The sequence below is a fragment of the Natronorubrum amylolyticum genome (assembly GCF_052040145.1).
In the GTDB taxonomy this organism is placed as follows: domain Archaea; phylum Halobacteriota; class Halobacteria; order Halobacteriales; family Natrialbaceae; genus Natronorubrum.
The window spans coordinates 398010-423411 of the sequence record NZ_JBPPFW010000003.1 but is presented as its reverse complement, the minus strand read 5'-3'; the positions used below and the strand labels follow the sequence as shown (position 1 = coordinate 423411).

Annotated in this window: 33 protein-coding genes and 1 tRNA gene; 6 read left to right on the top strand and 28 right to left on the bottom strand. The window is 62.6% G+C overall.

Annotated elements, in window-relative coordinates; all coding sequences use genetic code 11:
• Nucleotides 1-22: 22 nt before the first annotated feature.
• Together coxB and ACSFDB_RS13465 are read left to right on the top strand one after the other, a co-directional pair.
• Nucleotides 23-1042, top strand: coding sequence for a cytochrome c oxidase subunit II (gene coxB, locus ACSFDB_RS13470; RefSeq protein WP_440771483.1), 1020 nt, complete (start codon nt 23-25; stop codon nt 1040-1042).
• The gene (locus ACSFDB_RS13465; RefSeq protein WP_440771482.1) at nt 1039-3516 is read left to right on the top strand and encodes a cbb3-type cytochrome c oxidase subunit I; all 2478 of its coding nucleotides are present in this window, start codon (nt 1039-1041) and stop codon (nt 3514-3516) included. Before coxB ends, ACSFDB_RS13465 begins: the two co-directional genes overlap by 4 nt.
• A 358-nt stretch (nt 3517-3874) precedes the next feature.
• On the opposite strand, the gene ACSFDB_RS13460 is transcribed toward ACSFDB_RS13465, so the two are convergent.
• Both ACSFDB_RS13460 and ACSFDB_RS13455 read right to left on the bottom strand, forming a co-directional pair.
• The gene (locus ACSFDB_RS13460) at nt 3875-5578 is read right to left on the bottom strand and encodes a S8 family serine peptidase (protein WP_440771481.1); all 1704 of its coding nucleotides are present in this window, start codon (nt 5576-5578) and stop codon (nt 3875-3877) included.
• Nucleotides 5579-5889: 311 nt separating this feature from the next.
• Entirely contained in the window at nt 5890-7293 is a 1404-nt protein-coding gene (locus ACSFDB_RS13455; RefSeq protein WP_440771480.1) for a hypothetical protein, read from the bottom strand.
• A gap of 167 nt (nt 7294-7460) precedes the next feature.
• Here ACSFDB_RS13455 and ACSFDB_RS13450 point away from each other — a divergent pair, with 167 nt between their 5' ends.
• Nucleotides 7461-7727, top strand: a complete 267-nt coding sequence (locus tag ACSFDB_RS13450; protein WP_090303772.1) for a cytochrome C oxidase subunit IV family protein — start codon at nt 7461-7463, stop codon at nt 7725-7727.
• Between the two features lie 590 nt (nt 7728-8317).
• Here ACSFDB_RS13450 and secY read toward each other — a convergent pair.
• Genes secY through ACSFDB_RS13325 form a run of 25 tightly spaced genes read right to left on the bottom strand, consistent with a single transcriptional unit; the run spans nt 8318 to nt 22869 of the window.
• Nucleotides 8318-9778, bottom strand: a complete 1461-nt coding sequence (gene secY / locus ACSFDB_RS13445; RefSeq protein ID WP_440771479.1) for a preprotein translocase subunit SecY — start codon at nt 9776-9778, stop codon at nt 8318-8320.
• Nucleotides 9779-9781: 3 nt separating this feature from the next.
• Nucleotides 9782-10285: an uL15m family ribosomal protein gene (locus ACSFDB_RS13440; protein WP_440771478.1), complete on the bottom strand. Its 504-nt coding sequence runs from the start codon at nt 10283-10285 to the stop codon at nt 9782-9784.
• 2 nt (nt 10286-10287) lie between these two features.
• On the bottom strand, nt 10288-10755 hold the full coding sequence (locus ACSFDB_RS13435) for a 50S ribosomal protein L30 (protein WP_440771477.1): 468 nt from the start codon (nt 10753-10755) through the stop codon (nt 10288-10290).
• Nucleotides 10752-11405 carry a 30S ribosomal protein S5 gene (locus ACSFDB_RS13430; RefSeq protein ID WP_090303777.1) on the bottom strand — a complete coding sequence of 218 codons (654 nt, stop codon included), beginning with the start codon at nt 11403-11405 and terminating at the stop codon, nt 10752-10754. Before ACSFDB_RS13430 ends, ACSFDB_RS13435 begins: the two co-directional genes overlap by 4 nt.
• The gene (locus tag ACSFDB_RS13425) at nt 11402-11950 is read right to left on the bottom strand and encodes a 50S ribosomal protein L18 (RefSeq protein WP_090303778.1); all 549 of its coding nucleotides are present in this window, start codon (nt 11948-11950) and stop codon (nt 11402-11404) included. The genes ACSFDB_RS13430 and ACSFDB_RS13425 overlap by 4 nt, the downstream gene beginning before the upstream one ends.
• Nucleotides 11950-12399 carry a 50S ribosomal protein L19e gene (locus ACSFDB_RS13420; RefSeq protein WP_090303779.1) on the bottom strand — a complete coding sequence of 150 codons (450 nt, stop codon included), beginning with the start codon at nt 12397-12399 and terminating at the stop codon, nt 11950-11952. The genes ACSFDB_RS13425 and ACSFDB_RS13420 overlap by 1 nt, the downstream gene beginning before the upstream one ends.
• Nucleotides 12392-13132 (bottom strand): 50S ribosomal protein L32e, encoded by a 741-nt coding sequence (locus ACSFDB_RS13415; protein ID WP_440771476.1) that lies wholly within the window; start codon nt 13130-13132, stop codon nt 12392-12394. Before ACSFDB_RS13415 ends, ACSFDB_RS13420 begins: the two co-directional genes overlap by 8 nt.
• A gap of 3 nt (nt 13133-13135) precedes the next feature.
• Nucleotides 13136-13669, bottom strand: a complete 534-nt coding sequence (locus ACSFDB_RS13410; protein WP_440771475.1) for a 50S ribosomal protein L6 — start codon at nt 13667-13669, stop codon at nt 13136-13138.
• Nucleotides 13670-13671: 2 nt separating this feature from the next.
• Entirely contained in the window at nt 13672-14064 is a 393-nt protein-coding gene (locus ACSFDB_RS13405; protein ID WP_090303782.1) for a 30S ribosomal protein S8, read from the bottom strand.
• Between the two features lies 1 nt (nt 14065).
• The gene (locus tag ACSFDB_RS13400) at nt 14066-14254 is read right to left on the bottom strand and encodes a 30S ribosomal protein S14 (protein ID WP_006088310.1); all 189 of its coding nucleotides are present in this window, start codon (nt 14252-14254) and stop codon (nt 14066-14068) included.
• Nucleotides 14247-14786 (bottom strand): 50S ribosomal protein L5, encoded by a 540-nt coding sequence (locus ACSFDB_RS13395; protein WP_440771474.1) that lies wholly within the window; start codon nt 14784-14786, stop codon nt 14247-14249. The genes ACSFDB_RS13400 and ACSFDB_RS13395 overlap by 8 nt, the downstream gene beginning before the upstream one ends.
• Complete coding sequence (locus ACSFDB_RS13390; protein ID WP_440771473.1) at nt 14783-15484, bottom strand: 30S ribosomal protein S4e; 702 nt, start codon at nt 15482-15484, stop codon at nt 14783-14785. The genes ACSFDB_RS13395 and ACSFDB_RS13390 overlap by 4 nt, the downstream gene beginning before the upstream one ends.
• A complete protein-coding gene (rplX, locus tag ACSFDB_RS13385; protein WP_440771472.1) occupies nt 15481-15837 on the bottom strand; it encodes a 50S ribosomal protein L24 in 357 nt (118 codons plus the stop codon). The genes ACSFDB_RS13390 and rplX overlap by 4 nt, the downstream gene beginning before the upstream one ends.
• A gap of 4 nt (nt 15838-15841) precedes the next feature.
• Nucleotides 15842-16240 carry a 50S ribosomal protein L14 gene (locus tag ACSFDB_RS13380; RefSeq protein WP_090303786.1) on the bottom strand — a complete coding sequence of 133 codons (399 nt, stop codon included), beginning with the start codon at nt 16238-16240 and terminating at the stop codon, nt 15842-15844.
• Nucleotides 16240-16689, bottom strand: coding sequence for a 30S ribosomal protein S17 (locus tag ACSFDB_RS13375; RefSeq protein WP_440771471.1), 450 nt, complete (start codon nt 16687-16689; stop codon nt 16240-16242). The genes ACSFDB_RS13380 and ACSFDB_RS13375 overlap by 1 nt, the downstream gene beginning before the upstream one ends.
• On the bottom strand, nt 16680-17144 hold the full coding sequence (locus tag ACSFDB_RS13370) for a ribonuclease P protein component 1 (RefSeq protein ID WP_440771470.1): 465 nt from the start codon (nt 17142-17144) through the stop codon (nt 16680-16682). The genes ACSFDB_RS13375 and ACSFDB_RS13370 overlap by 10 nt, the downstream gene beginning before the upstream one ends.
• 7 nt (nt 17145-17151) lie before the next feature.
• A complete protein-coding gene (gene rpmC, locus ACSFDB_RS13365; protein WP_090303789.1) occupies nt 17152-17364 on the bottom strand; it encodes a 50S ribosomal protein L29 in 213 nt (70 codons plus the stop codon).
• On the bottom strand, nt 17364-18335 hold the full coding sequence (locus ACSFDB_RS13360; RefSeq protein WP_440771469.1) for a 30S ribosomal protein S3: 972 nt from the start codon (nt 18333-18335) through the stop codon (nt 17364-17366). Before ACSFDB_RS13360 ends, rpmC begins: the two co-directional genes overlap by 1 nt.
• Entirely contained in the window at nt 18335-18814 is a 480-nt protein-coding gene (locus ACSFDB_RS13355; RefSeq protein WP_440771468.1) for a 50S ribosomal protein L22, read from the bottom strand. The genes ACSFDB_RS13360 and ACSFDB_RS13355 overlap by 1 nt, the downstream gene beginning before the upstream one ends.
• Before the next feature lie 7 nt (nt 18815-18821).
• Nucleotides 18822-19244: a 30S ribosomal protein S19 gene (locus ACSFDB_RS13350; RefSeq protein ID WP_440771467.1), complete on the bottom strand. Its 423-nt coding sequence runs from the start codon at nt 19242-19244 to the stop codon at nt 18822-18824.
• Nucleotides 19241-19963, bottom strand: coding sequence for a 50S ribosomal protein L2 (locus tag ACSFDB_RS13345; RefSeq protein ID WP_090303792.1), 723 nt, complete (start codon nt 19961-19963; stop codon nt 19241-19243). Before ACSFDB_RS13345 ends, ACSFDB_RS13350 begins: the two co-directional genes overlap by 4 nt.
• A gap of 2 nt (nt 19964-19965) precedes the next feature.
• The gene (locus ACSFDB_RS13340; RefSeq protein ID WP_090303793.1) at nt 19966-20220 is read right to left on the bottom strand and encodes a 50S ribosomal protein L23; all 255 of its coding nucleotides are present in this window, start codon (nt 20218-20220) and stop codon (nt 19966-19968) included.
• Nucleotides 20217-20969 carry a 50S ribosomal protein L4 gene (gene rpl4p, locus ACSFDB_RS13335; RefSeq protein WP_440771466.1) on the bottom strand — a complete coding sequence of 251 codons (753 nt, stop codon included), beginning with the start codon at nt 20967-20969 and terminating at the stop codon, nt 20217-20219. Before rpl4p ends, ACSFDB_RS13340 begins: the two co-directional genes overlap by 4 nt.
• A 3-nt stretch (nt 20970-20972) precedes the next feature.
• Nucleotides 20973-21992 (bottom strand): 50S ribosomal protein L3, encoded by a 1020-nt coding sequence (locus ACSFDB_RS13330; RefSeq protein ID WP_440771465.1) that lies wholly within the window; start codon nt 21990-21992, stop codon nt 20973-20975.
• A gap of 4 nt (nt 21993-21996) precedes the next feature.
• On the bottom strand, nt 21997-22869 hold the full coding sequence (locus ACSFDB_RS13325; RefSeq protein WP_440771464.1) for a putative RNA uridine N3 methyltransferase: 873 nt from the start codon (nt 22867-22869) through the stop codon (nt 21997-21999).
• Nucleotides 22870-23175: 306 nt separating this feature from the next.
• On the opposite strand from ACSFDB_RS13325, the gene ACSFDB_RS13320 reads away from it, so the two are divergent.
• The 3 genes from ACSFDB_RS13320 (at nt 23176) to ACSFDB_RS13310 (ending at nt 24837) form a co-directional block, all read left to right on the top strand.
• Nucleotides 23176-23246: transfer RNA gene (locus ACSFDB_RS13320), tRNA-Gly, on the top strand.
• A gap of 767 nt (nt 23247-24013) precedes the next feature.
• Nucleotides 24014-24367 carry a HalOD1 output domain-containing protein gene (locus tag ACSFDB_RS13315; RefSeq protein ID WP_440771463.1) on the top strand — a complete coding sequence of 118 codons (354 nt, stop codon included), beginning with the start codon at nt 24014-24016 and terminating at the stop codon, nt 24365-24367.
• A gap of 155 nt (nt 24368-24522) precedes the next feature.
• The gene (locus ACSFDB_RS13310; RefSeq protein WP_090303798.1) at nt 24523-24837 is read left to right on the top strand and encodes an MTH1187 family thiamine-binding protein; all 315 of its coding nucleotides are present in this window, start codon (nt 24523-24525) and stop codon (nt 24835-24837) included.
• A gap of 92 nt (nt 24838-24929) precedes the next feature.
• Here the strand turns inward: ACSFDB_RS13310 and ACSFDB_RS13305 are convergent, their stop codons facing one another.
• Nucleotides 24930-25373, bottom strand: coding sequence for a universal stress protein (locus ACSFDB_RS13305; protein WP_440771462.1), 444 nt, complete (start codon nt 25371-25373; stop codon nt 24930-24932).
• Nucleotides 25374-25402: the final 29 nt, after the last annotated feature.

Here is a 25402-nt window from a genome sequence, read left to right as displayed (position 1 = left end):
CTTCAGCGCACTTACGACTCCGATGCAGGTGCAGACGCGCGTAGACGTGTTCGAGAGCATCTTTCAGGTGTTTCTCGCACTCGGAACGCTCGTCGGTGTTGTCGTCGTCGCGTACACCTTGTACAACGCGTACAAGTATCGCGACACTGACGACGCGAAAGCCGACGATTCGCTGCCCACGCTCGGGGAGTTACCGACAGGAGGAGAGGGTGGAAAGAAACTGTTCCTATCGTTCGGTATCAGCGCGATTATCGTTATCTCGCTGGTTATCTGGACGTACGGAATGCTGTTGTACGTCGAGGACCCGGAAGACGACTTCGAAGAGGAGCCGATCGATATCGAAGTCGTCGGCAACGGCTTCGCTTGGCACTTCGAGTACGAAAATGGTGCCCAGGAGAGCGGAACGATGACCGTTCCCGCTGATCATCCGGTCGCAATTCAGGTGACTGCCGGCGACGTCTGGCATACGTTCGGGGTCACGGATCTCCGCGTGAAGGCGGACGCGATCCCTGGTGAACACGACGAAACGTGGTTCATCGCCGAGGACGCCGGTGCGGAACACGAAATCGAGTGCTTCGAACTCTGCGGTGACCAGCACACGCAGATGGACGGGACCGTCCAGGTCCTCGAGCAAGACGAGTTCGATCAGTGGCTCGACGAGCGGTTCCACCTCGATATCAGCTTCGAAGACCCTGAAGGCGAGCCGATCAACGACACCGGTCCGCTCACGCTCGAACTCGTCCACCAGGAGAACGACGAGTTCGACGAGGATTTCGCCTACTCCTACACCGAGGAGGACTTCGATAACGACACGATCTCCATCGAGGACATCGAACAGGGTGGCGAGTACGATCTGGTAATCGAGTTTGAAGAGGAGGAGTTCGAGACGATCGAGGACGAGCTCTCCATTACCAGCCCGTCGAGCGAAACCTACACGCTCGGTGAGGAAGACGAAGACGAGGAGGATGATGACAACGACGAGGACGACGAGAACGACGAAGAAGCGGACGATGACGACGAAGATGGAGGTGACGACGAATGAGTGACCTTCCGCCAATGACGTCCGTCAAGCGCTGGCTCGTTACGACGAATCACAAGGACGTCGGAATCCTGTATCTTGCAACGTCGCTGTTCTTCCTTCTGCTCGGCGGCGTACTCGCACTGGTATTCCGTGCCCACCTCTGGGAAGCCGGTGGTACGGGGCTGCTGACGGGTAACGAGTTTAACCAGGCCGTCTCCGCCCACGGGCTGTTGATGGTCTTCTGGTTCCTGTCCCCGATTGCGTCCGGATTCGCGAACTACTTCGTGCCGCTACAGATCGGTGCGAAGGACCTCGCGTTCCCGCGGCTGAACGCCCTGAGCTACTGGTTCTACCTGTTCTCGGGCCTCCTAATCGTCATCTCGTTCTTCCAGCAAGGAACGTTCGCAGGCGGATGGACGATGTACGCACCGCTGAACGTGCCGACGTACACCCCTGCGATGGAGGCGACGACTGGCAGTAACGCGACAGTTCTTGCACTGATGCTGTTTGTCTTCTCGATCACGCTCGGGACGGTGAACTTCCTCACGACGATTCACCGTTCGCGCGCAGAGGGACTCGGCCTCTGGAACATGCCGATGTTCACGTGGTCGTGGCTACTGACCGTCTGGATGATGCTGTTCGCGTTCGCCGCGCTGCTCGCCGCACTGCTGTTGCTGTCGATCGACCGACTGTTCCTCACACAGTACTTCGCGACCGATCAGGGATCGGGTCTGCTGTGGGCGCACCTGTTCTGGTTCTTCGGCCACCCGGAGGTGTACATCGTCTTCTTCCCCGCGCTGGGGATCATGTTCGAGACGTTCCAGACCTTCTGTGGTCGGCGACTCGTCGGTCGGAAATGGGTCATCATCTCGATGGTTCTCGTGGCTGTCCAGTCCTTCCTGGTCTGGATGCACCACATGTTCCTGACCACCATCAACCTCGAGATCAAGACGCTGATGATGGCGACGACCATCGGGATCTCGCTGCCGTTCGACCTGATGGTCTTCGCACTGATCTACACGATGGTCAAGGGACGCGTGCGATTCACGACGCCGTTCCTATTCAGCCTCGGGGCGCTCGTGTTGTTCATCCTCGGCGGCATCACCGGGGTTTTCCTCGGCGCCGTCGTACTGGACTACGAGTTCCGCGGCACTTACTGGGTCGTCGCGCACTTCCACTACGTGATGGTCTCCGGCGTGACGGCGCTGATCGCTGGGCTCTACTACTGGTGGCCGAAGCTCTCCGGGAAGATGTACTCCGAGACGCTCGGCAAGCTCAACTTCGCGGTCTACTTCATCGGATTCAACCTGCTGTACTTCCCGATGTTCCTCGCCTGGGAGACGCCGCGGCGTGTCTTCAACTTCAGTGAGGGCATGGAGATCTACCATCAGATGGCGACCGTCGGGGCGTTCGTCCTCGGCGCGTCGTTCCTGATCATGTTCTACACGTTCGCAAAGAGCTGGGTTTCGGGCCCCGACGCACCCGACAACCCGTGGGAGTTCTCCCGCACCGCCGAGTGGGCGATTCCCTCGCCCCCGCCGCTCGAGAACTGGAGCGGCCGCCCAAGCTACGCCAGCGGCCGACTCGAGTTCGTCGACGACTCGAAGGCGGCTACCGACGGCGGCGTCGCCACCGGCCACGGTGAAGCGACCGCAGTCGACGCAGGTCACGAAGAGGAACACGCCGACCACGCCAGCATCTGGCCGCTTGGCATCGGGTTCGGGACCTTCGTGTTCTTCCTCGGCCTGACCGGCCTGACGCCGTACATGATCGATTTCGCCTCGGAGCGCGGACTCGAGGGCGTCAGCCACGCGGTCGAAGAGCCGGACATCATGTATCCGATCATCACGGTGGTCGGACTGGTGATCCTCGCGTACACGCTGTTCAAGTTCGGCGTCGAGGAGTTCAACGCCCCCGAGATGGCCATCGCCGAGCGCTGGCCGTTCGAGGGCGTCGGCAACACGAAACTCGGCGTCTGGATCTTCCTGGCGTCCGACGTTGTCGTCTTCGGCGCCGCGATCGGCGCGTTCATCTTCATGCGCCTGCACATGGGCTGGGGTAACTGGGAGACGATTCCGTTCGCCTCCTGGCCCGGCCTGCTCAACACCTACGTGTTGCTCACCTCGAGTTTCACGGTCATCATGGCGCTCGTCTTCGCAGAGCGTCAGAACAAGAAGGGGCTGCTCGGCGCCATGGGCGCGACGCTCCTGCTTGGACTGACGTTCATGGCCGTCAAGGCCTACGAGTACAACTACAAGTTCGCGATCGGCGAGTACTGGTGGACCAGCATCGAGCACTCCATCTACTTCGTCACGACGGGGCTGCACGCCCTGCACGTGATCCTCGGATTGCTCATCGCGATCTTCATGATCTACCGGATCATCAGCGTCGACGCCTACCTCGAGGACCACCGGCCGGTCGAGTTCTTCGGACTCTACTGGCACTTCGTCGACATCGTGTGGGTCTTCCTGTTCCCACTGTTCTACCTGATGTAGCGGCCATCCGCTACACGGAATTCGAGCGCTGTTTTTTTGAATCGCAGGTTGCCTCGAGCGATAGCTAGTCGCCACGTCGAGTCGGATCCGTCTGGAAATTGTTGGTTCACGAACGGTCCCAGCCAGCCTACTCACCGTGGCTACGTTACGAGGCGCTCACGCGTCTGCAGGTACGATCCTCGCTTCGGCCGCTGAGGGATCAGCCGGCAGTATGGAGACCGAGAACGGACCGACGCTCGCCTATTGACGTGGCTGTCAGAGCAAGAGCACACGAGGTTTGAAACAGTCCCTGCACGACCGTCTTCTGTCCACGAAACGGTGGGTCGAGATCGCGTCTACGGCCGAGGTAGTTCCGCCATCAGTGCTCGGCCTCCCGAGAGACCGAGCGCGCTGCAAGCAGTGTGACGGCAGCGACGAGCACTACGATGACCGAGACTCCAGCGGCGAACAGATGGCTGTAGGGTGCCGTCGTCTTCGATTCCGTGTCGGTCGCGCCATCTGCCGAATCGGTACCGATCGCTTCGCGAGTGTCGACGAGTGCGTCGGTCGCAGCCTTCGCGTCGACGATGCCGTGCCCGTAGCGCGTGTCCATCGTGTCCGCGTTTGCCCCGTCGGGTTTCCAGGTCGTCCCGTAGAGTGCCGTCGAGATCTCCTCGGTCGTCGCATCGGGTTCGGCCGACAGCATCAGCGCGACCGTGCCCGAGACGTGTGGCGTCGCCATCGAGGTACCCGGCATGGGCTGATAGCCGCCGCCGGGGACCGCGCTGAAGACGGCGACACCGTGTGCCACCACGTCGGGGACGACGTACGACGACGGCCACGACGCTTGCTCGTGAGTCCAGTCGCTTCGATTGATCGTTTCGCCGCCGGAGAAGGAGGCGACAGTCCCGTCCGCGTGAACGGCGCCGACGCTGATCGCCTCGTAGACGTTTCCGGGCGAGTTGGAGGTCTGCTCGCCGTCGTTGCCGATCGCTGCGACGACGACGGCACCGCTATCGACGGCGTTTTGCACCGGATCGATCAGTGCGCTATGTGTACCCGTCGACCCGAGACTCATACTGATCACGTCCGCGTCCTCTTCGAGCGCCCACTCCATGCCGGCGATGATCTGTGCGAACGAGCCGCTGGTCTCGTGCAGGACGAGTCCGTGGAGCAACTCCGCGTCCGGTGCGACGCCGATCTGTGCCCCGCTCGCGGCGTTGCCCGCGACCGTCCCGCTGACGTGAGTGCCGTGAGTGCCGGAATCGTGCGGCGTCGATCCCTCGACACGCTCGCCCGCCGCGTCGAACTCGGCCCACCCTCCCGGATACGTCGGATCCGACGGATCTTCCGTATAGAGGTCGATCGAGGGATGATCGGCGTCGACGCCGGTGTCGAGAACGGCGACCCTGACGCCGTCACCGCGGGTGTCGTACGAGTCCCAGACCGCCGGCGCGTTCAGTTGTGCGATACCCGGTGTCGTTAACCGAGTCGTAGCACTGGTTTCGTCGCCATCGACCGGCACCTCTGCCGTACTATTCGTTCCGTCGACCGTCGGCTCCTCGGGAACGGAGAGTTCGAAGTTCTCGTGGACCGCTTCGACTGGGTCGACGGCCGCGAGGATCTCGAGGGTCTCGAGGTCGATCCGATCGGCGTCGACCTCGAGGAGGACGGCGTTGGTCAGCCAGAACTCCGACTCGACGCTGACTCCGGGCGTGTCGGCGACGTGCTCGAGGAGCGACTCCTGTGTCTTCTCGGCGTGGTCCTCGAGGAGCCGTTCGGCCTCCGCCTCGGTCGCGTCCGCGGGGATGGTCGCTTCCTCGAGTCGGAGCACGACCTCGATCGTTCCGTTAGCCGATTCGACGGAGTCCTCGACGTCGGTGTGGATCGCGCCGTTCGCCAAGTCGGCAGTCGCCTGACCCTGAACCGTCCCTGTTCCGCCGTCGACAGGGGTGGTCCGTTCCAATCCACTGGACGCAGCGAGCGCAGGGGTGAGCAGTGCCGTCGTCAGCAACAGACAGACGAGTGCAACGGTGAGAAGACGAACGGCCCCGGCAGACGGGACCGCACGGTGTGCCGCCATGATACGCCAACTGGGTAGTCACGGGATAAAGAGATTCTGGAGACCGGACTGATCCGTTCAGCCGGCCCGGACGAGCGCGTAGAGGAGGTAAACACGAAGGAGGTCGGAAAGACGGTGACGACCGCGTTGAGGTGGAACGTGAAGAGTTCCTACTCCTCATCGCCACGCTCGTCTTCGAACGCCGTTCGTTCGTCCGCGGTAAGTTCGTTGAAGTGGATGACGCAGAGGTGGTACGTGGCTCGGTGGGTTCGACACTGTGTATTTCGGTGTTCGATCGCTACGACTGACGACCGTCTGTCGGACCGAGCGATTCAGCCCGGGACGTAGACCGGTTCCGTAGCGGGCGCCGAGACGAGATACAGACTCATCGTGGTGAAAAAGATCATGACGACGATGAAGGGGTACTGGCTCCGGATCGCTTGTAGCCTCCCGGGGAACAGTTCGAACGAGACGGTGTGCGAGATCCAGACGGCGAGGAGATGGCCGCCGAGGAGTCCGGCTATTTCGACGTAGCCAAACCACGACGTCAACACGTACTGAGTCGGGTTCTCGGGCGGATTCAGCGGGGCAGCCATCGTATCGACGAGCGACGGCCACAGCGAGATCGAGAACCCGATGTAGTGGGCGAAGTGATAGCCGGCCGCGATGGCGAGCAGCGGCGGTGCGAACCGAAGGGCGAGATGCCGCTGCGAGAGGTGCGTCTCGGCACGCTCGCGTGTCCTGGCGGCGGCGAGCCAGTACACCGTCCAGAAGAGGGCAAAGCCGGCCAGCAACAGCCCCAGATAGACAATCTGGGGTGGGATCCCGAGAGCAACGAGCAGTTCGACGGTTCGAACGCCCGGCACGGTGACGATGAAGCCGCTGTAGGTCACCTCCCAGACGAGCACGAGGACGAACGCGACCAGCGAGACGTCGGTGACCACGTCGTCGTCGCTGAGCCTCGAGCCGGGATAGCGAACCTCGAGCCCGTCGTCGGTTCGCTGGATGGGTGCGACCGCCCCGTAGAGTCGGAACCAGACGGAGATCGGGTCTCCCCTCCGGAACCACGTCTCGGGGGAGAAGACGACGGCACAGCCAATCGTGAGCGCGGAGTACGCGAGAATCACGGCGACGAGTGCGCGCGCCGAACTGCTCAACGGCACGAGTAACTCGAGCCAGACGAGCGCGAGGAGCGTGCCCACGGCGGGCCAGGAGCCGAGCCATGCGGGGTAGGTGGCGTAGCCGTTCGGAAGGGAGACGGCGATCCGACGCCACGGGTTGAGCGCGTGCCACGGACTGCCGATCGTGTACGCGACGATCGTCAACAGCGCGCGGCCACCGACGAACGTCAACAGGACGGCGGCGCTGAAATTGCCGAGCTGGGGGCCGACGAGGCCGACCACGACGATGAACACCAGCGCAGCGATACCGAGCGTTCCGAGCAACAGCGAGCCTGCCGTCTGGAGACGTGTCGTGGGGAACGCGACCGCATCGTCGCGGAAGTTGGCGATAACGTCGCGATCGGTCACTAACATCGTCATCAGCGCCGACGCGACGACGACGCCGACACCCGTCGCGAGATACAGCCACGTCGGGACCGTCGTCTCGCCGCTTTGCTCCGAGAGTCCGACGGCGACGTTGCTCGCTGCGACGATGCCAGCGCCGACGGCGAGCGCGACGAGCACGAGCGCACCGAGGATACTGCTTCGCCGAAGGAGGACCCGACGTCTACCCATTGCTCGAGCGTTAGCCCGCGGCTCCATCTACGTGTCGTTTTAGACGGTGGTTGCTCCCGAAGATGTTCGCCAAGACACGCGTTGTGGAGCGGTACGGCCCGTCGGCGAACGACCGTGACCGATCGTATGAGGAAGGTATAAGTGGCCGTCATCCGGATTGTACACCAATGGCTGACGTTCGGACATACACTCTCATATACGTCGTACTGTTAGCGCTCGGAACGGGCAAGTTCCTGTTCTTCGAGCTCGATCAGATATTCTCGGAGCAGATGGCGATCATCGGGACGATTATCCTCGCGGTCGTCAAGTCGCTGCTGATCGCCGGCTACTACCAGCACCTCCGAGATGAACCGCGCTCGATCACCTACATGATGCTCGTTGCCGTGTTCATGGTGTTCCTGCTGACGGTCGCAGCGGGCTACTCCATCCAGTAACGGTCACGAACTCGCCGTTCTTTCCGAGCGACGTCATCCACTCGTCTCTTCTGTCACGCCCAACTGTCGAAGAGTGGTCCGTCACGCTCCGCTCGACGGCCACCGAAAACGTCGTTCCGACGTCTCGAGCCGATCAGCGCGCTCTTATCTGGGTTGTCACTGACCGCTTATCGAACGGATCGCACAGACGGCTGACTGCGGCCGGATTCACCGTGTCCTCGCTCGAGTTGTGCTCGGGTGGTACGTCGCAGTAGCCCCTGACGAGAACTCGCTGCCGACCAGCCACCGCTGATCGGAGACGAACGATGTGCGACAAGTGACGAGTGACGAGCGGTCGGTGACCGCCCGAGCCCGGAGAGCATTCGATGCGTGACTCCAGCCGGTTCGATTCGGCGTTGACGTGTCCGACGCGGTCGTCGTCTCCGAAGGTCTCGCGATAGGTACTGCTTCGCTCTTGCGTACTGTGTGCGATAACACAAGCGCGGGCCATACGCCTACGAGCGGCGTTCGTCGTCGAGACGCGTCGCTGTCACTGGTGTGAGACAACGGGAGAACCGCAGAGAAAAACGGTGGATCGAGACGTGCGCCGGTTATTCGCGGCCGAACATCTGGCGCATCATCGGATGCATCTCCATCATCTGCTCCTCGGCAATCTCCTCGTACAGCTTGTACGTGATGGAGACTGCCAGCAGCAGCCCGGTTCCCGTGACACCACCGACCGTTCCGAGCATGTTCGCCCAGACGGCCAGCAGGCCGACGAGGGCACCGCCGATGACGGTCACTTGCGGGATGTACCGCTCCATGACCTTCTCGATGACGCCGACGTTCTGTCGGAAGCCGGGGATCTGCATCCCGGAGTTCTGGATCTGGCGTGCGGTTGCCTCGGGACCCATGTTAGTGGTCTCGACCCAGAAGATGGCGAAGATCGCCCCGCCAATGACCATGAACGTCAGGTCGACGGAGATACGGATCAACACCATCCACGCATCCTGGGTGACGGCACCGGTCCACCACATCCAGTCCTGTGGGGAGTAGATCGGCGCGGTGTAGTAGAAGAACCCGCTGACGGGTTCGTCACCGGAGTAGACGCCGAGCCACGACGGCATTCCGTCCCACGTGCTGGCGAGAATTTGGCCCATGAACTGAATGTTCGCCTGCAGCGCGCGAACGAGGATCATCGGCAGGACGCTCGCGTAGATGAGCTTCACCGGGAAGCGTCCGCGAGCACCCTTGACGCGGGCGTGACTGAGCGGAATCTCGACCCGCACGGACTCCGCGTAGACGACGATACTGAAGATCAGCAGCGTCGTCAGCAAGGCGACGATCTGACCCTCGCCGAGCAAGAGCGTGTAGAGCCCGTCGCCGGAGACGAGCGAGCCGGTCTCGATCTGCCCGGTGAGAATCCGGTACCAGTCGTAGAAGAACCCGTCGGCGCTGGGCTGGATGAATCCGGTGACGAGTCGCTGGCTCACGCTGGCGATAATGAACAGCCCGATCCCGCTGCCGATCCCCCACTTACTGACGACCTCGTCCATATACAGGATGAGGATCCCGCCAATGAAGATCTGGGTGAACATCAGCACCTGGATTTCGGTCTGTCCGAACTCGAGACCGCCGAGAGCCAGTGACTGCTGGGCTGGCAGGAAGCCGCCGGCGAACACCATCGGGAGCGCAGTCAGCGCCGTCATGATGATGACGAGCAGTTTCTGCAGCCCCTGGTAGAGCACCTGGTCCCGTGGATCGTCCGTGTCGAGACCGAGCAGGTTGGCACCACCGAGCAGTTGTAAGACGATGCTGGCGGTGACGATCGGTCCGATACCGACCTGCATCAGCGACCCCATCTCGCCGGCGAGCACCGAACGGAACTCGCCGAAGATGTCGGTCGCCTCTCCGCCCTGCAACCCGAGCAAGGCGATGTTCGTCAGGAAGAAGTACAACACGAGGATCCCCGCAGTCCACGCCAGCTTGCGCTTGAAGGGAACGTGTCCCTCCGGACGGCGGACTGCAGGCATCCGCGTCAAGACCGGTTCAGCGGCTTCCTTCCATCCCATATGTTAGTCCTCGTTCTGTTCGTCGTCGGCTTCTTCAGCCTCAGCTTCGGCTTCCGCGGCCTGCTGTGCTCGTTCCGTGAGCACGGCCTCGCCGCCGGCAGCTTCGAGTTTCTCCTCGGCGGATTCGGAGAAGTCGTCTGCCGTGATCTCGAGGGAGTTTCGAACCTGTCCCGAGCCGAGAACCTTCACTATGTCGACCTCGTGTCCGTCTTCGACGACGTCGCGAGCGTCGATCGCGTAGCCGTCGTCGGTCTCGTCTGCGAGATCGTCGGCGACGTACAGGATCGCGTCCTCGTCGAGTTTCTGGACATCGATCTCCGCGACCTCGTCGCGGATGTTCTGCGGTCGCTTGAAGCCGTGTTTGCCCTTCGGTTCGTAGTTGTGGAACTCGTGTTTGCTACGTCCAGCACGGCCGCGGCCACCGCGATGGCCCGCACCGCGTCGGTTCTTGTGGGTGCCGCCGCTGTGGGTGCGCGATCCGCGCTGGCGTCGTTTTTTACTCGTCATGGTTATCGCATCGATTCTAGCAGGTCGTTAATCTGCGCTGTTGTATGCTTTCCGAGTTGGCCGCCTTCGACAGTCGGCTTCTTGATGCCGTCGTGGCCGCCTCGTGGTGGGTGCAGTCGAAGCGTCGGCGACAGACCCTGCTCGCGCAGCGTCGTCTCCTCTGCGAGCAGTGCCTCGGCGAGTCCACCGAAGTCGTCGAAGTCGGTGTGCTCCGCGAGCCACTCCTCGTCGACGTCCGCCTGTTTGCCCTCGAGGGGCTCCGCTCGCTTCGCGAGCAGCGTCTCGAGGACGTCGGCATCCGGTTCGCCGACGGCGACGTAGTCGTTGACCTTCGAGATCATGCCCTGGTAGGCGTCGGTCTCGGGGACGAGCGTGCAGTGGTTGACGCTGTGAATGTTGAGCATCTCCAGGGTGTCCTGGATATCGCCCTTGCGGTTGACCTCACCGCGAACCTGAACGATCGCTTTCATTGGTCAGCCACCTCGGCTTCGTCCTGTCGGCCCCGCTGCTGGGGCTGGCGCGACTGCGATGCGTTCTCGAGTGCGTTGAACGTCGCCTTCGCGAGGTTGACGGTCGTTCGGGTGTTGCCGTGACTCTTGGTCCAGGCGTTTTCGATGCCGGCCAGTTCGAGGACGTGACGGACGGTGTCGCTCGCGGCCAGTCCGAGCCCTTCGGGCGCGGGAATGACTTCGACCTCGACGGAGCCGGCTTTGCCGGTCGTCCGACGGGTCAGCGAGTGTGGCCGATCCGAACGGTCCTCCCAGGAACCGGAGCCGCGTGGCACCTGGATGATGTTCAGCTTCGCGATACCGATCGCCTTCTGGATGGCGGAGCCGACCTGATCGTCTCGGCCTTCCGCGTAGCCGACGTAGCCGTCGCGGTTACCGACCGCGACGACGCATCGGAACTTCACGCGGCGTCCGGAGTCGGTCATCCGCTGGACCATGTTGATGTCCAGCACTTCGTCGTCCAGTCCGGGGAGGAGCTGGTCGACGATCTCGGGCTCCTTCAGCGGGAGTCCCGAGGCGAGGGCGGTCGCCATATCGTCGATCTCGCCCTCTTGGACCTTCCGACCGAGACGGGTGACGGGTTCCCATCCGCTGTCGTTGTAGTTGCTCATTCGAGAATCGCCTCTCGTACTTCGTCGAAGTGATCTGGGAGATCCGCTGCGTCGAACTCCCCGCTGTACAGCGGCTCGTCGAGCTGTTCGGCGTACTCGGCGATGTGTTCGCCGCGGGTACGCGACCAGTCTGCGAGCACGCTATCGTTGTGCGGAATCTCGAGACCGGCGTCGATGGCCCCTTCCTGCACTGCGAACACCTTGTTCCCGGGCGTGGCCGTGTTGAGACCGATGTCGAGGACCGCTTCCTCGAGACCGGCGTCGACGGCTCGTTTGCCGGCCAGCAGGCCGGTCAGATACGCCGCAGAGATGTTGCTTGTTGGGGCTTCCCAGCCGTACTCCTCTAGGTCGCTGGAGTGTGCGCTTGCGAGCGTCTCGTCTCCCTGAGGTCCGGGAGTGATCAGCTGCGCCGTAGTGTGCTTGTTGCTCTTGCGAGCGACGAGGCGGGGCTTTCCCGATTTCAGCAGGCGCAACCTCTGGTGGTAGTCCGTCCGGACCTCACGGCGACGCCGCATCGGTACCTTATATCGTGGTCCTGTCGCCATTATTGGTCACCGTAGGTTTCGTCGATGTAGTTCAACAGGTACTGGACGCTCCGGAACTCCCCACCGCCAGCCTTCTTGTAGAGCTGTCGGTACTGCGTGGGCGTCAGCTCGCCCGAATCGCGGAGTTCACGCAGCTTCCGTCGCTGTGCGCGAATCTTGTTCTGCCACTCTTCTTTCTCGTTCTGGCGTGCGCCTTTCTTGCCGCGGCGCTTGCCCGGCCCTTTCTGGTGTCCGTAGGCGCGCTTCTTGTTGCGCTCACGGGCACGGCCGCGAGAGTTGCCGGAGGCGTCGTCGGCCTGAATGCGACCCTCGTCGACGAGGTCGCGGATCTCGTCGCGGGTGATCGCTTCGGCAATCTCCGACTGGGCGTCGGGATCGAGCCAGACGCGGTTCTGACCGACGTCCAAGACGTCGGCTGCGAGTCGCTTCTGTGCGGAGAGATCAGTCATTTGATTCCACCTCGACTTCTTCGTAGGTCGGGTTCAGGACGCGAACGCCCTGTTCCTCTGCTTCCTCTTCGATCCGTTCGCGCTTGCGCGCGCCGACCGAGGAGGCGATGCGGACCGCTTCGCGGGAGCCGTCGACACCCTCGAGGTCGTTCGTGTTCTCGACGTAGACCTCCTCGAAGCCGCTGGGGTGTTTCCCTCGCACGGCTTCGGGGGTGCGGTAGCCGGCTTGGACCTTGGGGCCCTTACCTTTGACACCGCGGCGCTGTTTCGACAGCTGTCCGCGTGGGCGGCGCCAGGACTCCGGCGTCCGCTTTTTCTTGTGGTAGTCCTGTCGGTTGAACTGCGGCTTTCCTTCGCTCTGCCGGCGACCGAGGAGTCGCTCCTCGTCGTCGGAGAGTTCGGGCGTCTTCTCGGTCAGCCCGCGGGGCTGCAGTTCGGTCTCGACGTCGTCGGCCGCTTCGGCCTCCTCGTCGGCACCTTCGTCTTCGATCTCGGCGTCGGTCTCTTCGGAGACCTCGAGGTCGCCGACGTCGGCTTTGATACGGGCCGCGAGTGCGTTCCCGATACCTTCGGCTTCGGCCAGGTCGTCCTGGTCTGCCTCTTTGACGTCCTCGATGGAGTCGAATCCGGCGTCGCGCAGGGCCTCTGCCTTGCTTGCACCGACGCCGCTGATGTCTTCGAGCTCCTGGGGCTCGTCTTCGGCCGAGTTGTCTTCGGGTTCTTCGTCTGCCATCTATCAGGCACCTCCTTTGACGGGTTTCTCGGTGATGTAGACCCCGTCCTGGAAGACGCGGGTGTCCTTGTCGTTGACGCGTGTCAACTGTTCGATGTCTGCCGCCGTCTGGCCGACGTCCTCCTTGTTCGGACCGGAGAGGACGAGCCGTTCGTCGTCGACGGAGACGTCGGTCTCACCGTGGATAGTCGTACGTCGCGGTGCCTTTTCGCCGAGGAAGTTCTCGATGACGACGTCGTCACCCTCCACGCGGACCTGCATCGGGAAGTGAGAGTAGAAGACTTCCATCTTGTACTCCCAGCCCTCGGTCACGCCGTGGAAGGCGTTGCGGATGTGGCTCTCGAAGGTGCCAACGGTCGCGTTCGTTTTCGCGTCCTCGTTGTCGCTTTCGATCGCTACAGTGTCGTCTTCGAGCTCGACGGACACGTCGGGGTACCAGAGACGTCGCGTGACGTTGCCCTCTGGACCGTCGACGGTCACGTCGAGATGGTCGATCTCGACGGATACGTTTTCGGGGATTTCCAGTTCGACTCGCATGGTTAGTAGACGTATGCGATCACCTGGCCGCCGATCCCCTGCTCACGAGCCTCGTAATGGCTCATGATGCCGCTGCTCGTCGTCACGACGAGCGCACCGAAATCTCGAGCGGGAAGATAGCGCTTCTCCCACTTCTCGAAGTCCTCGGCACCTGCGGCGTAGCGGGGCTTGACGGGGCCACACTGGTTGATCGCTCCTTTCAATTCGACCTCGAACTGGCCGGCTTTACCGTCGTCGACGTACTCGAAGCCGTCGATGTACCCGCGGTCGTAGAAGACCTCGAGCACGCTGCCGATCTCGTTCGAGGCGGGCGTTACCTCGTGGGACAGGTGTCCCACACTCTCGGCGTTGTCGATCCCCGAGAGCGCGTTACTGAGTGGATCGTTTCCGGTCATGTTATCGATACTTCTTGAATCCCATATCACGAGCGATTTCGCGGAAACACTGGCGACAGAGGTTGATGTCGTACTTGCCGACGAGCCCCTGTTTGCGGCCACAGCGCTGGCAGGCCGCTTCCTGCCCCGTGCGCTTTGCGGCGTGTTCGCCCGTTTGCTCGCGTTCTACGTCAGTTTCAGTTTCACTCATCGTCTGCCTCCTCGACGGTCACGTCGAAGTTCGCCTCGATGAACGCGATTGCGTCCTCGGGGGTGAGTCGGTGGTTCGACGGGATCGACCGGTTGGCCTTGTCGCGCTTGGCCACGCGGTAGCCCGGTCGAACCAGATTGACCGTCACGTCCATGCCGTAGATACCGACGTTCGGGTCGTACTCCTGGCTCGGGAACTCCGTGTGTTCCTCGACGCCGAAGCTGAAGTTGCCGGTGTCGTCGAACTGCTTCGCGGAGAACTCCGCGAGTGGCAGGGACTTCTCGAGGAAGTCGTAGGCGTCTTCGCCGCGGAGGGTGACCTTCGTGCCGATCGGGTCGCCCTGGCGGATACCGAAGTCGGGTTCGGTCTTTTTCGCCTGGGTACGAACGCTCTGCTGGTTCGTGACCGCCTCGATGATGTCTTCGGCTTTCCCGAGTTCGCGGCCACCGCGGCCGACGCCCATGTGGACGACGACTTTCTCGACGCGGGGTTCGCGCATCTCGTGGAACTCGCCGGCTTCAGCTTCGCTCATTCGTCATCACCCGTGAAGTTCTCGTCGATGACGACGACGTACTCCTGAATGGTTTCGAAGCCGCCGTCCTCGGTGTCGACACCGATCGTGTTCGGGCCGCTGCCCGGCGTAATGTCGATCGCGTCGATCTCGCCGATCTTGCCGCCGTGGTTGCCACGGACGGCCGTCACGAGCGCACCCTCTTCGAACGGGAAGTGGGCGACGATGGACTTGTCCTCGTTGTCGACGACGATCGAGTCGTCCGAGTTGTACTCGCTTTCGTCGTCGACGATGACGTTCGTGCCATCGTGGAGGGTCAGCTGGGTGTTTCCACCGGGAACCTGCTGTTTGCCCTTGATCTTGCCGAGGCGGCTTCCGGCAGCATCCTCGTCGATTTCGGTCAGCGCGAGCCGACCGCCTTCGTCGGGGAAGACGCGGTAGTACTCCTCTCGGCCGGGGAACGCAACGATGTCGAACATGCCGATCGGGCGCTGTTCGTCGTTGATCGGTTCCCCGTTGACGAGGATCGCATCCTCGGAGAGGGCGTATCGTGCTTCTTTCTTGGAGTCGACGTAGCCGAGTACGTCCCGCAGCAAGACGACGAGCGGCACGCCGTCTTTACCGTGCGGTCCAGCGCCGGCTTTGACCGTGAAGGTCTCCGTCTTGCGCTCGACCGGCCAGGACTTCGGTACTGACAGTCGTTTCTGGTGTTTCGTCATTCGCTATCACCTTCGAGGCGTGCTTCACGACGCTCGTCCTCGAGATTGAGGTCCGTGAGTCGGACGTTCGAGGGGGCGAGTGGCCGCGGCACTTCTTCGCCGTCTGCCGTCTCGACCGTCACGCCCTCGACGTGGATGGTTCCATCCTCGAGGATCGCGCGGAGGACTTCGCCGGATTCGCCGGCGTCGTCGCCGCGCATGACCTCGACCGTGTCCCCCGCGTTGACGCGGGTTCGACGGGTGCCGTACTCCTCGCGGAGGTCGTCGGACAGCGTCGCGTGGAGCTGCGCTCCTCGCTTGTGCAGCGGTGCACGCGCAGTCTCGTTTCGCTGTTTGGTTGGTTGTTCGCTCATAGTTCTATACGATCATCGTTGCGGTAGAGGCGATCGCTCCGAAGCGTTCTGCGACTTCGCGGGCGATCGGGCCCTTGATCTCCGTACCGCGGGGCTCTTCGTTCTCGTCGATGATGACGGCCGCGTTGTCCTCGAACTTCAGGCGCGTACCGTCGGGCCGGCGGATCGATTGCCGCTGGCGGACGACGACGGCCTCGAGGACCTGCCGGCGCATCTCGGGGGTACCCTTGGTGACCGAGACGGTCACTTTGTCACCGATTCCCGCCTTCGGCTGGCGGTTCTTGGTGCCGTGGTAGCCCGCGACGCTGATGACTTTGAGTTCGCGTGCGCCGGTGTTGTCGGCACACGTGACCAGCGACCCCTTCTTGAGTCCCTGCGTGACGTCGGCTTTCATTGCCTCCATCACTCATCACCCTCTTCGTCATCTTCGTCGCTCTCGGCGCTGAGGTCTTCGGCCGAGAGCTGTGGGTCCGGCTCCGCTTCGCCGGTGAGTTCAGCGACGTCCTCTGCCGTCGCTTCTTGGGTTACTTCGACGACCACGTGCGATTTCGTCTTCGATAGTGGTCGGGTCTCTGCGATCTTGACCGTGTCACCGACCGAGAGTTGCTCGAGCACGCCCGGCACGTGTGCCGGAACGCGCGAGCGACGTTTCATTTGACGGTCGTACTTCGGAACCGTCACGTCGTACTCTCGCTCGACGACTACGGTCTTGTCCATGTCCGTCGAGACGACCTGCCCTTCGAGGATCTGTCCTCGAACGGGAAGCTCGCCGTAGAACGGACACGTCTCGTAGTCGTATTCCTCCGGGTTTTCGGGTTCCGGAGGGGTTTCAACGTCTAGTCCTATTGCCATGGTGAGTCACCATTCGTTTCCGTGCGTCGGGCGGGTCGTGAGAGCAGCCGCGATCCATCGACCGTAACGTAGGCTACATCCTCGCCAGCAACGTGGCGGTGGTCCTGCGAGGGATCATCGCCACGACAGCCGGCAGCATCGCCGCCGGCTCCGTCCGACTCGTCCGATTCCTCGGACGGGTCGGGTTGAGTATCGGCCAGTTTGGACGCAGTCCCCGAGGACTTCTCGTCCCCGGCGGCTTCATCTGTGATCGCGAACTCGAACGTCGAGCCCGACTTCGGCACCATCAACACCCGAGACTCGCCGTTGTCCCGAACTTCTATCGACAGCGTGTTCGTCGTCTCGATGACGACGCGTCCCTCGAGGCCGACCCGCGAGGCGTCGTCGCTCTCGACGACGCGGACGGGAAGCCCGTTGAGTTCGTGTCGTGGGAGGGTCTCGGGTGTCAGTGCCATTGTTATATTACTCGTCGTCCAGGTCGCCTTCTTCTCGCTGGATCGTCTTGACCCGAGCGATCGTCCGGCTCAGTTCGCCGATGCGGCCCGGATTCTCCGGGGCACCACCGGCGGCGAGGACGGACTTCTGGTTCAGCAGCTCCGTCTCGAGTTCCTCGAGTTCCTCTGCGCGTTCCGCAGGGGTCATGTCGCGAACCTCTGCGACGTGGAGGATCGCCATCAGGCGTCACCTCCCTCGTCTGCGTCGTCCGCGTCCTCGACGTCCGCTTCGTCGGCGTCGGCTTCCTCCTCGTCCATCTCCGCGACGAGTTCCTCAGCCTCGGCTTCGACGTCCTCCTCGAGTTCGTCGAGATCGTCCTCGATCGGGGACTCGTCGGGGATGTCGACGTCTTCTTCGTCGGTCTCGACTTCCGCTTCGATGACCTCCTCGACGTCCTCCTCCTCGAGTTCTGGCTCGGGCTCGACGGCATCCTCGGCAGGAGCTTCGGCGCCGTCGTCGGCGGCTTCGGCCTCCTCGGGTTCGCCCTCGAGCAGCTCCTCGACACCTTCGGCCTCGTTGGCCTCGACGGCGTCGGGAACGACCTCTGCGGGGTCCATATCTTCGTGGACACCGAAGTCGTCGGGCAACTCGGCTCCCGGCGGGATGATCTTGACGTCAACCCCGATGGTACCGAGCTTCATCACTGCGACGCCCTGACCGTGGTCGACGACCTCTTCGGCGGGTTCGCCGTTGTGCTTGATGTAGCCGCGGTTGAACTTCTCAACGCGCGAGCGGGCACCGGTGACCTTTCCGGAGAGGACGATCTCGGCGCCGAGCGCGCCGGCGTCCATGATGCGGTCGATCGTCGTGTGACCGGCCTTCCGGAAGTACCAGCCACGCTCGAGTGCGTTAGCCAGTCGGTCCGCGACGATCCGTGCGTTGAGGTCGGGTTCGTCGACCTCCTGGACGTCGATCTGTGGGTCCTCGAGGTTGAACTTCTCCTCGAGAGCCGTCGTGACCTTCCGGATGTTCTCGCCACCTTTGCCGATGACCATCCCGGGCTTTTCGGCCTTGAGGACGATCTGGGTTCCCATCGGCGTCTTGGCGACGTCCATGCCACCGTAGCCTGCACGGCCGAGCTCTTCCTGGAAGAACTCGTCGATCTGGGACCGCTGAAGGCCGTTTTCGATGAATTGGTGTTCGTCAGCCATTAGTTATCGTCCTCCGTTTCTTCGTCGACTTCCTCGACGACGATCTCGACGTCGACCTGCGGCGTGTTCCAGGCCGAGGCACGCCCCATCGCACGGGGCTTGCGACCGACCGATTCGCCGACCTTGTGGGCGGCGATGTGGACGATCTCCATCGATTCGCCGTCGAAACCCTGGTGGTCCGCGTTCGCCGCGACGTTCTCGAGCAGGTCGAGGAACTCGCCCGAGACCTTCTCGGGGTACTTTCCTGCGTCCCAGCCGTCGATGTCGGATCGGTGACCCGCACCGGTGTTGTGGGACTTGAACGGAACGGACTGCTCTTCGTCGATGACGTCCTGAAGGAAGGCCTGTGCGTCCGCGACGGTTCGGCCCTTCAGTTCGCGAGCGACCTCCTTGCTGTGCTTGTTGCTCATGTGACGCTCCCGAAGCATCGCTTTCGCGGTCTTCTCCGGGTCGGCGTCGACTGAGTAGTTGATTCCCATACGATGATCACTTCAGTGGGACGAACTTCGAGGAGCGAGTCGCACCGATCCCCGCCTGTCCGTGTTCGACGGAGTTGCGGGTCAGCTGGAACTCGCCGAGATAGTGTCCGATCATCTCGGGCTCGACGCGGACGCGCTCGAACGACTGTCCGTTGTAGACCTCGAAGGTCAGGCCAACGAACTCCGGCAGGATCGGCATATCCCGCAGGTGTGTTCGGATCGGCGCGTTCGCCGTCTCCTCTTCTTCTTTCTCGCGGGCCTTCTCGAGCAGCTTCTGCTTCTCGATGGAGAGGCCGCGTTCGATACTTCGCCGCTTTCGAGCGGGCAGCAGTTCTGCGACTTCGTCGATGTCCAGATCCTGCAACTCCTCGAGCGTGTGACCGCGATAGGTGAACTCACCTTCACGGCCGGTTCGGTACTCCTGACTCATTTGTTTCCACCTCGGCCGGTACGGCGCGAGGAAATGTCACCAACCTTCCGTCCCGGCGGGGCATCCCGCGAGACGGACTTTGGTTTGCCCGGGTGCTGTCGGCCACCGCCACCGAACGGGTGGTCGACGGCGTTCATCGCGACACCACGGACGCGAGGGTATTTCGTCCCCCGTGCCTTCATCTTGTGATACTTGTTCCCGGCCTTGACGAACGGTTTCTCCGTTCGACCGCCGCCGGCGACGACGCCGACGGTGGCACGGCACTGCGGATCGAGGCGCTTGACCTCGCCGCTGGGAAGCTGGACGACCGCAGCGTTGCGGTCGTGGGTGATTAGGTCCGCGTTGACGCCGGAGGCCCGGGCGAATCGACCGCCGTCGCCCTGGTTCGCCTCGACGTTACAGACCGGAATCCCTTCGGGGATCTCCGCAAGCGGGAGCGTGTTACCCGGCTTGATCTCCGCGGAGACGCCGACCTGAATCTCCTCGCCGACGGCAATGCCTTCGGGTGCGAGGATGAGTCGCTGGTCGCCGTCGTCGAACTCGACGGCGGCGATCGGCGCGGATCGCGCCGGGTCGTGCTCGATATCCACGACCGTTCCGCGAACGAGGTCGTCGTCCTCCTGTTTCTTGTGGTCGAGCTTGGCCTTGTAGCGGTGTGACGGGGCACGGAACGTCGGACCACCGCGGCCGCGTCGTTGTCCCTGAATTCGTCGTCCCATCGTTAGAACACCCCAATTCGCGAGGCGACTTCCTGTGCGTCGTCGTCCTCGGAGAGTTTGATGATCGCTTTCTTTTTGCCTTTCATCGTCACTTGCGTGTTGATGTTGTCGACCGAGACGTCGAAGCGCTCCTCGACGACCGAGCTAATCTCGGGTTTCGTGGCGTCGGGATTGCAGACGAACTGGAGCTTGTTCTCGAAGTCCATGTCGTTCATCGCCTTCTCCGTCACGAGGGGGTGCTCGATGATCGAACTCATCGGTCCGCCACCTCCTCGAGTGCGCTCTCGGTCCAGACGGTCAGTCGACCCGGCTGTGCGCCGGGTGCGAGCTCTTCGGCGTTGACCTCTGCAGCCGTCGTCACGTCGGCACCGGCGAGGTTCCGGGCCGCACGGGACGGGCCGGATTCGCTGGAGGTGACGAACAGGATCGACGTCGGCGTCTTGTACTTCCGGCCACGGGCTTTCCCCTGTCCGGATCGGACGCTCCGACCCTCGTCGGCGCGTTCGATGTCGTCCGCGAGACCGGCGGCCTCGAGGAACGAGACGACTTCCTTCGTCTTCTGGAGCTCTTCGAACTCGTCGCTCACGACGACGGGGATCTCCGCGTCGTCGTCGAACTGGTGGCCGCGCTCGGCGACCAGATCGGCGTCCGTCGTCGCCGCGATGGCGCTGCGGACGGCGAGTTTCTTCGCTTTCGTGTTGATCGAGTCGGACTGGTCCTTCTCGGCCTTCGGTGGGTGGGATTTCCGTCCTTTGACCGCCTGGGGGACGCGTCGTGCGCGTCCATCCTGACGTGGAACGTGAGCCATCCCGCGACCGCTACCGAACGACTCCGCGGGCGTGCGCATGCCCGCGAACTCGTCGGCACCGTAGGCCTGTTTTCGGTTTGCCTGGGCGACGCGAACGGCGCGGGCGATCAGGTCCGGGCGGTACGTGGTCTCGAAGACCGCCGGGAGCTCGATCGAGCCCGCGTCGTCGCCGTCCAGGTCTCGTACTGTTGCTTCCATGTGTTATCCCTGGTTAGATGCGGTGGAGACGTAGCGAACCTCGGGATCGAGGCGCGGCTGGTCTCCGGGTCGGATCGCCGGGCGGAAGCGCACGAGGCGCTTGTTCGGCCCGGGGAGCGAGCCCTTGATCAGCGCGTGTGGTCCGTCGACTTCGCCGTAGTTGACGAAGCCGCCGTCGACCGTCGCGTCTGCGCCGTCGCCGATATCGACGAGGCGTTTGTTCAGTTCCGTCCGCTGGTGGTAGCCGGTCTGCCCCTGCTGGGGGACCGTCGACCGAACGCGGGACGGGTTCCATGGACCGAGGTTCCCGATGCGGCGGCGCCATCCCTGCCGGGCGTGCTTGCCCTTGCGCTTCTGGACGCCCCATCGCTTGACGGGACCCTGGGTACCCTTTCCTTTCGTGACACCGCTCGCGTCGACGTACTCGCCCGCGCGGAACACGTCGTTCATAACGTGTTCGCCGCCGTCTGCGACGGTCTCGAGGGCGAAGTCGACACGCTCCTCGACGGAGCCGCCGCCGACTCGCGTCTCCATCACGTCCGGTCTCTTCTTCGGCATCGAGGGAATGCTCCCTGGAACCGTATGCGTGATGACGCGAACGTCGTCGACGCGTCCCTCTTCGAGGTAGCCCCGAAGCTCGTCTTCGGCGGCGTCGGCGTCGTAATCGTCACCGGGGACGTCGAGGACGCGATCGAGTTCGGAAACGAACTCGTCGGTCCAGACCTCGGTGACCGGCTTCATGCCGTATGGCGTTGCTTCGTACGCTCGTAGTGCGACCGCGCGCATCGGCGGCGTCTCCACGATCGTCACGGGGACGGTCTGTTCCATCCCCTCGGTCGGCGAGTTCGCTTTATCGTCGACCATAACGACGTGGGTCATGCCGGCCTTGTAGCCCGCGAATCCCTGGAGCGTTGGCTGTCCGTCGTCGTCCGGCCACGAGTTGAAGCGTGGGACCTCGCTGGTCGCACGCTGTCGTGGGCCGAACCCGAGTGAGCCTTTGCGTGGTGAATTTGCTTGTGGCATTCTATCACTCTCTCAGTGAGAGGGGAGCGAGCGAGGCGAACAGAGCCTCCTCCGTTCGCACAACCTCGCTTCCCTGGTCCGGAACCGTATTTAGCCAGAGGTCGAACCCCGGATCGGCAGTGGGTTCGACTCCGTCGACCGCGTCGCCCGTTCCATCCGCAGGGGTGACGGCGGAAGCCTCGATGTCGAGGATGTCCGGCAGCCCTCGTTCGGGCGCCCCGAACGCGACGGTCATCCCGTCTCGTTCGACGCGTCCGGCCAGCGTCTCGAGCCGCCCGACGGTGAGCTCCTCACCGAATCGGGAGGCTGCGATACAGACGCCGGCGTCCTCACGGCCGAGTGCTGCGGAGAGGTCCGTCCGCTCGACCGACAATCCCGGAAGGGGATCGTCGACGAGTTTCGCCCGGACCGGTCGTCGCGAAGAGATCCTGACGGTCACGCGCTCCCCCTCCTCGACCTCCATTTTCGGAGGAACGTTGAGGGAGATCGGGTGTTGCAAGCCGCAATTGACCCGGACGCGCCCTTCAGGTCCGACCTCGGTCACGATTCCTTGTCTTGACGACCCCGAACCGTCAGATTCGGAGCCGGTCTGTGACATGGCGCGGAGCGGCGGCAAGATGCCCGCATACTCCAGTTCGTCCCGCATCCCCCATGCCTCGTTGCGGAGGTATGGCGGCGTTGCGGCGTACCGCAAGACGGTGTGTACGAACCCGCCGTCGAATCGCCCGGTTTCGCCATCCCGGTCGGGATAGACGATCAGGCGATCGGCCCGGAAGATCGTCGCCGCGCGGGCGACGTATCCGAGTTTGCGAGTTGCCTCGCGTTTGTCCTCGGCTTCACGGGTGAGCGACGACGGGACGAGTATGCTGACGGTCATGCCGAAACGCTTCGGCGCCGCGTCACTAGACTGTAGCGATGTGTTGCCGGTAATGTCTTAAAAGGGTAGCGGATTCGATCCCGGCTGTGAACGGCTCACACCCACGAATTCGTGTGTTACAGCCACACACTCTGTCGAAGTGATAGCTACGTGATCGATTTCCGGAAAAACGGGTTCGTTGGGACGAGTATGGGGACTCGAGAACCGATAGCGGGCGGTCGGACGCCGGCATGTGCCGACATGCCGATGCCGGGCCGATTCGCAACCCTTATACATCCCTCCGGGTGTACATTAGAGTGTAGCAGGGCGCTGGTAGTGTAGTGGTATCACGTGACCTTGCCATGGTCACAACCTGGGTTCAAATCCCAGCCAGCGCATTTTTGGGTGAACAACAACGACGAGCGTTGCGTGGTGCTACGCGCCACGATATAGTGAACGGCGAAGCCGTGAGCGAAGCGAGGAGTCTGTTCGCCCAAAAATCGTTCTGGATTTGAATCAGACTGAGGTTCTGCGAGCGTAGCGAGCAGGTTCTCAGGCGTGGTTCAAATCCCGGCCAGCGCAGTTCTACGGCGAACAAATTCGTGAGCGACCCGGAATGTCTTCGCGTTGTTCAAATCCCAGCCAGCAGTGTCGCCAGCGAACATCGTGGGCCCAGCTAACTATCCTCGAGCCAAAGCAAACGTAATCACAGCCCACGCAGGACCGTTTCAGCGGATTTCACCGATTAGCAAAGGATTACTGACAATCGATCCTCGAGCCCGAGCTTCCTCCCTCGAGGGCCACAGTCGAAAATCGAACCGACCATCGAGGCGGTGAACAACCGATTACGTCGGAAATCGTGAAGAGCGATAGCGCATCGCCGTGTCGGAGCGTCATCTCGCTGGGAACCGCCATCCGCCCGCTAACAGGCCCGAAGGCGTCGGTTTCGAACGGGACCGACGAGTCTGCGCTCGGTAACACGTGATTGTACTGACGGGGCGACAGAGCTATCCTTCTCACTGACCATCAATAAGAAGGTACTATTCGACTGATCGAACAGTTCTCGTAGGGTTTGGGTCAAGATCAGTAACTGATGCTGCCTGCGATTGGCTTTTATACCGTGGCTTGCTACGGGTCAATGGACAATTGAACTCGTGATTTAGCAATGCAAACTGAACTCCCTACCGCCGACGACGCGAACGACCTCCAGTACGACCAGACCAACGATCGCTACGTCTTCCACCACGATTTCGACAGCACGGCGACGATCACCACGACGATCGTCCACGCCATCGCGCAGATCGCGGACACCGACGTCTCCCAGGGCGAGTTCTCTCTCTACGACAGCGTCGATCCGGACGCGCTCGATCGCATCTTCAGCAAGAAGGCCGACGGCACCGAACGCTCCGGCGGTCACATCGCCTTCACCGCGCTCGAGCACGAGGTGTACGTCTACGCGAACGGCGACGTCATCGTCTACCCGCCGACGGAGACGAGCCGTCCCGGCCAGTCCAACTGAACCCGGCTCCTGTCCGTCCCCGCCGCGCTCTACTCCCCGTTTTTCGACGCTCGAGAGGCGTCTGTACGTCACTGTTGCGGATCGATCCGCTCGTGCTGACGACTCAAAATCCGCATGGAACGGGTTTAGGAGCCTTCGCGTCGTCGACAAACTCGATGACGGTAATCGCACTCCTGAGCGTCGCACCGGTGGTCGAAGACAGCATGTCCGGCGAGATCGCAAAGGCCGTCGACGCGCTCGAGGCGTACGACGTCGAGTACGAGACGAATCCGATGGGGACAGTGATCGAGACGGACGATATCGGCGAACTCTTTGCCGCCGCGCAGGCGGCCCACGAAGCCGTCGACCACGATCGCGTCAGCACCGTGTTGAAGATCGACGACAAACGGAACCGAGACACGAACGCGGCGGCAAAAGTCGAGGCGGTCGAGGAGCACCTCGGCCGGGCAGCGAGAAACAAAGACGAGTAGGGGAGTACGCGTTGGAGGAATTTCACGTTCGAGGGCGGCGATAAACGATCGAGATAGGCGGTGAAAAGCGCCGTGGAGACGAGTGATCGACTTCAGGCGGGGACGACTTTTACCGGTCGATCGGTGTCGAGGATGACGGACTGGGCGACGCTGCCGAACAGTACTTTCCCGACCGGCGACTGTCGGCGAGCACCGACGACGAGTTCGTCGACGTCGAACTTGTCGGCGACGTCGACGATGGCCGCGGCGGGGTTGCCGGTCGCCGTGTGAACGGTGGTGTCGACATCGGCTTCAGCTAGTTCGTCGACGGCCAGCGAGAGCGTCTCGATCAGCTCGTCGAGCTCGTCGACCGAGAGATCGGAGCGAATCTTTCCGATCTCCACGTCCTCGTCGCTGTCGGCGAACTCGAGTTCCTTCCTGACGTGCAGCAGTTCGACGGCGACGTCGTCGGCTGCGTTCGGGAGATCGAGAACGGCCTCGATCTGTGCGCTCACTCGGTCTGGTTGTTCGTCGACCGGGACGAGTACTGTGTACATGGTCGAAAAAACAGTCCAATCACATATCA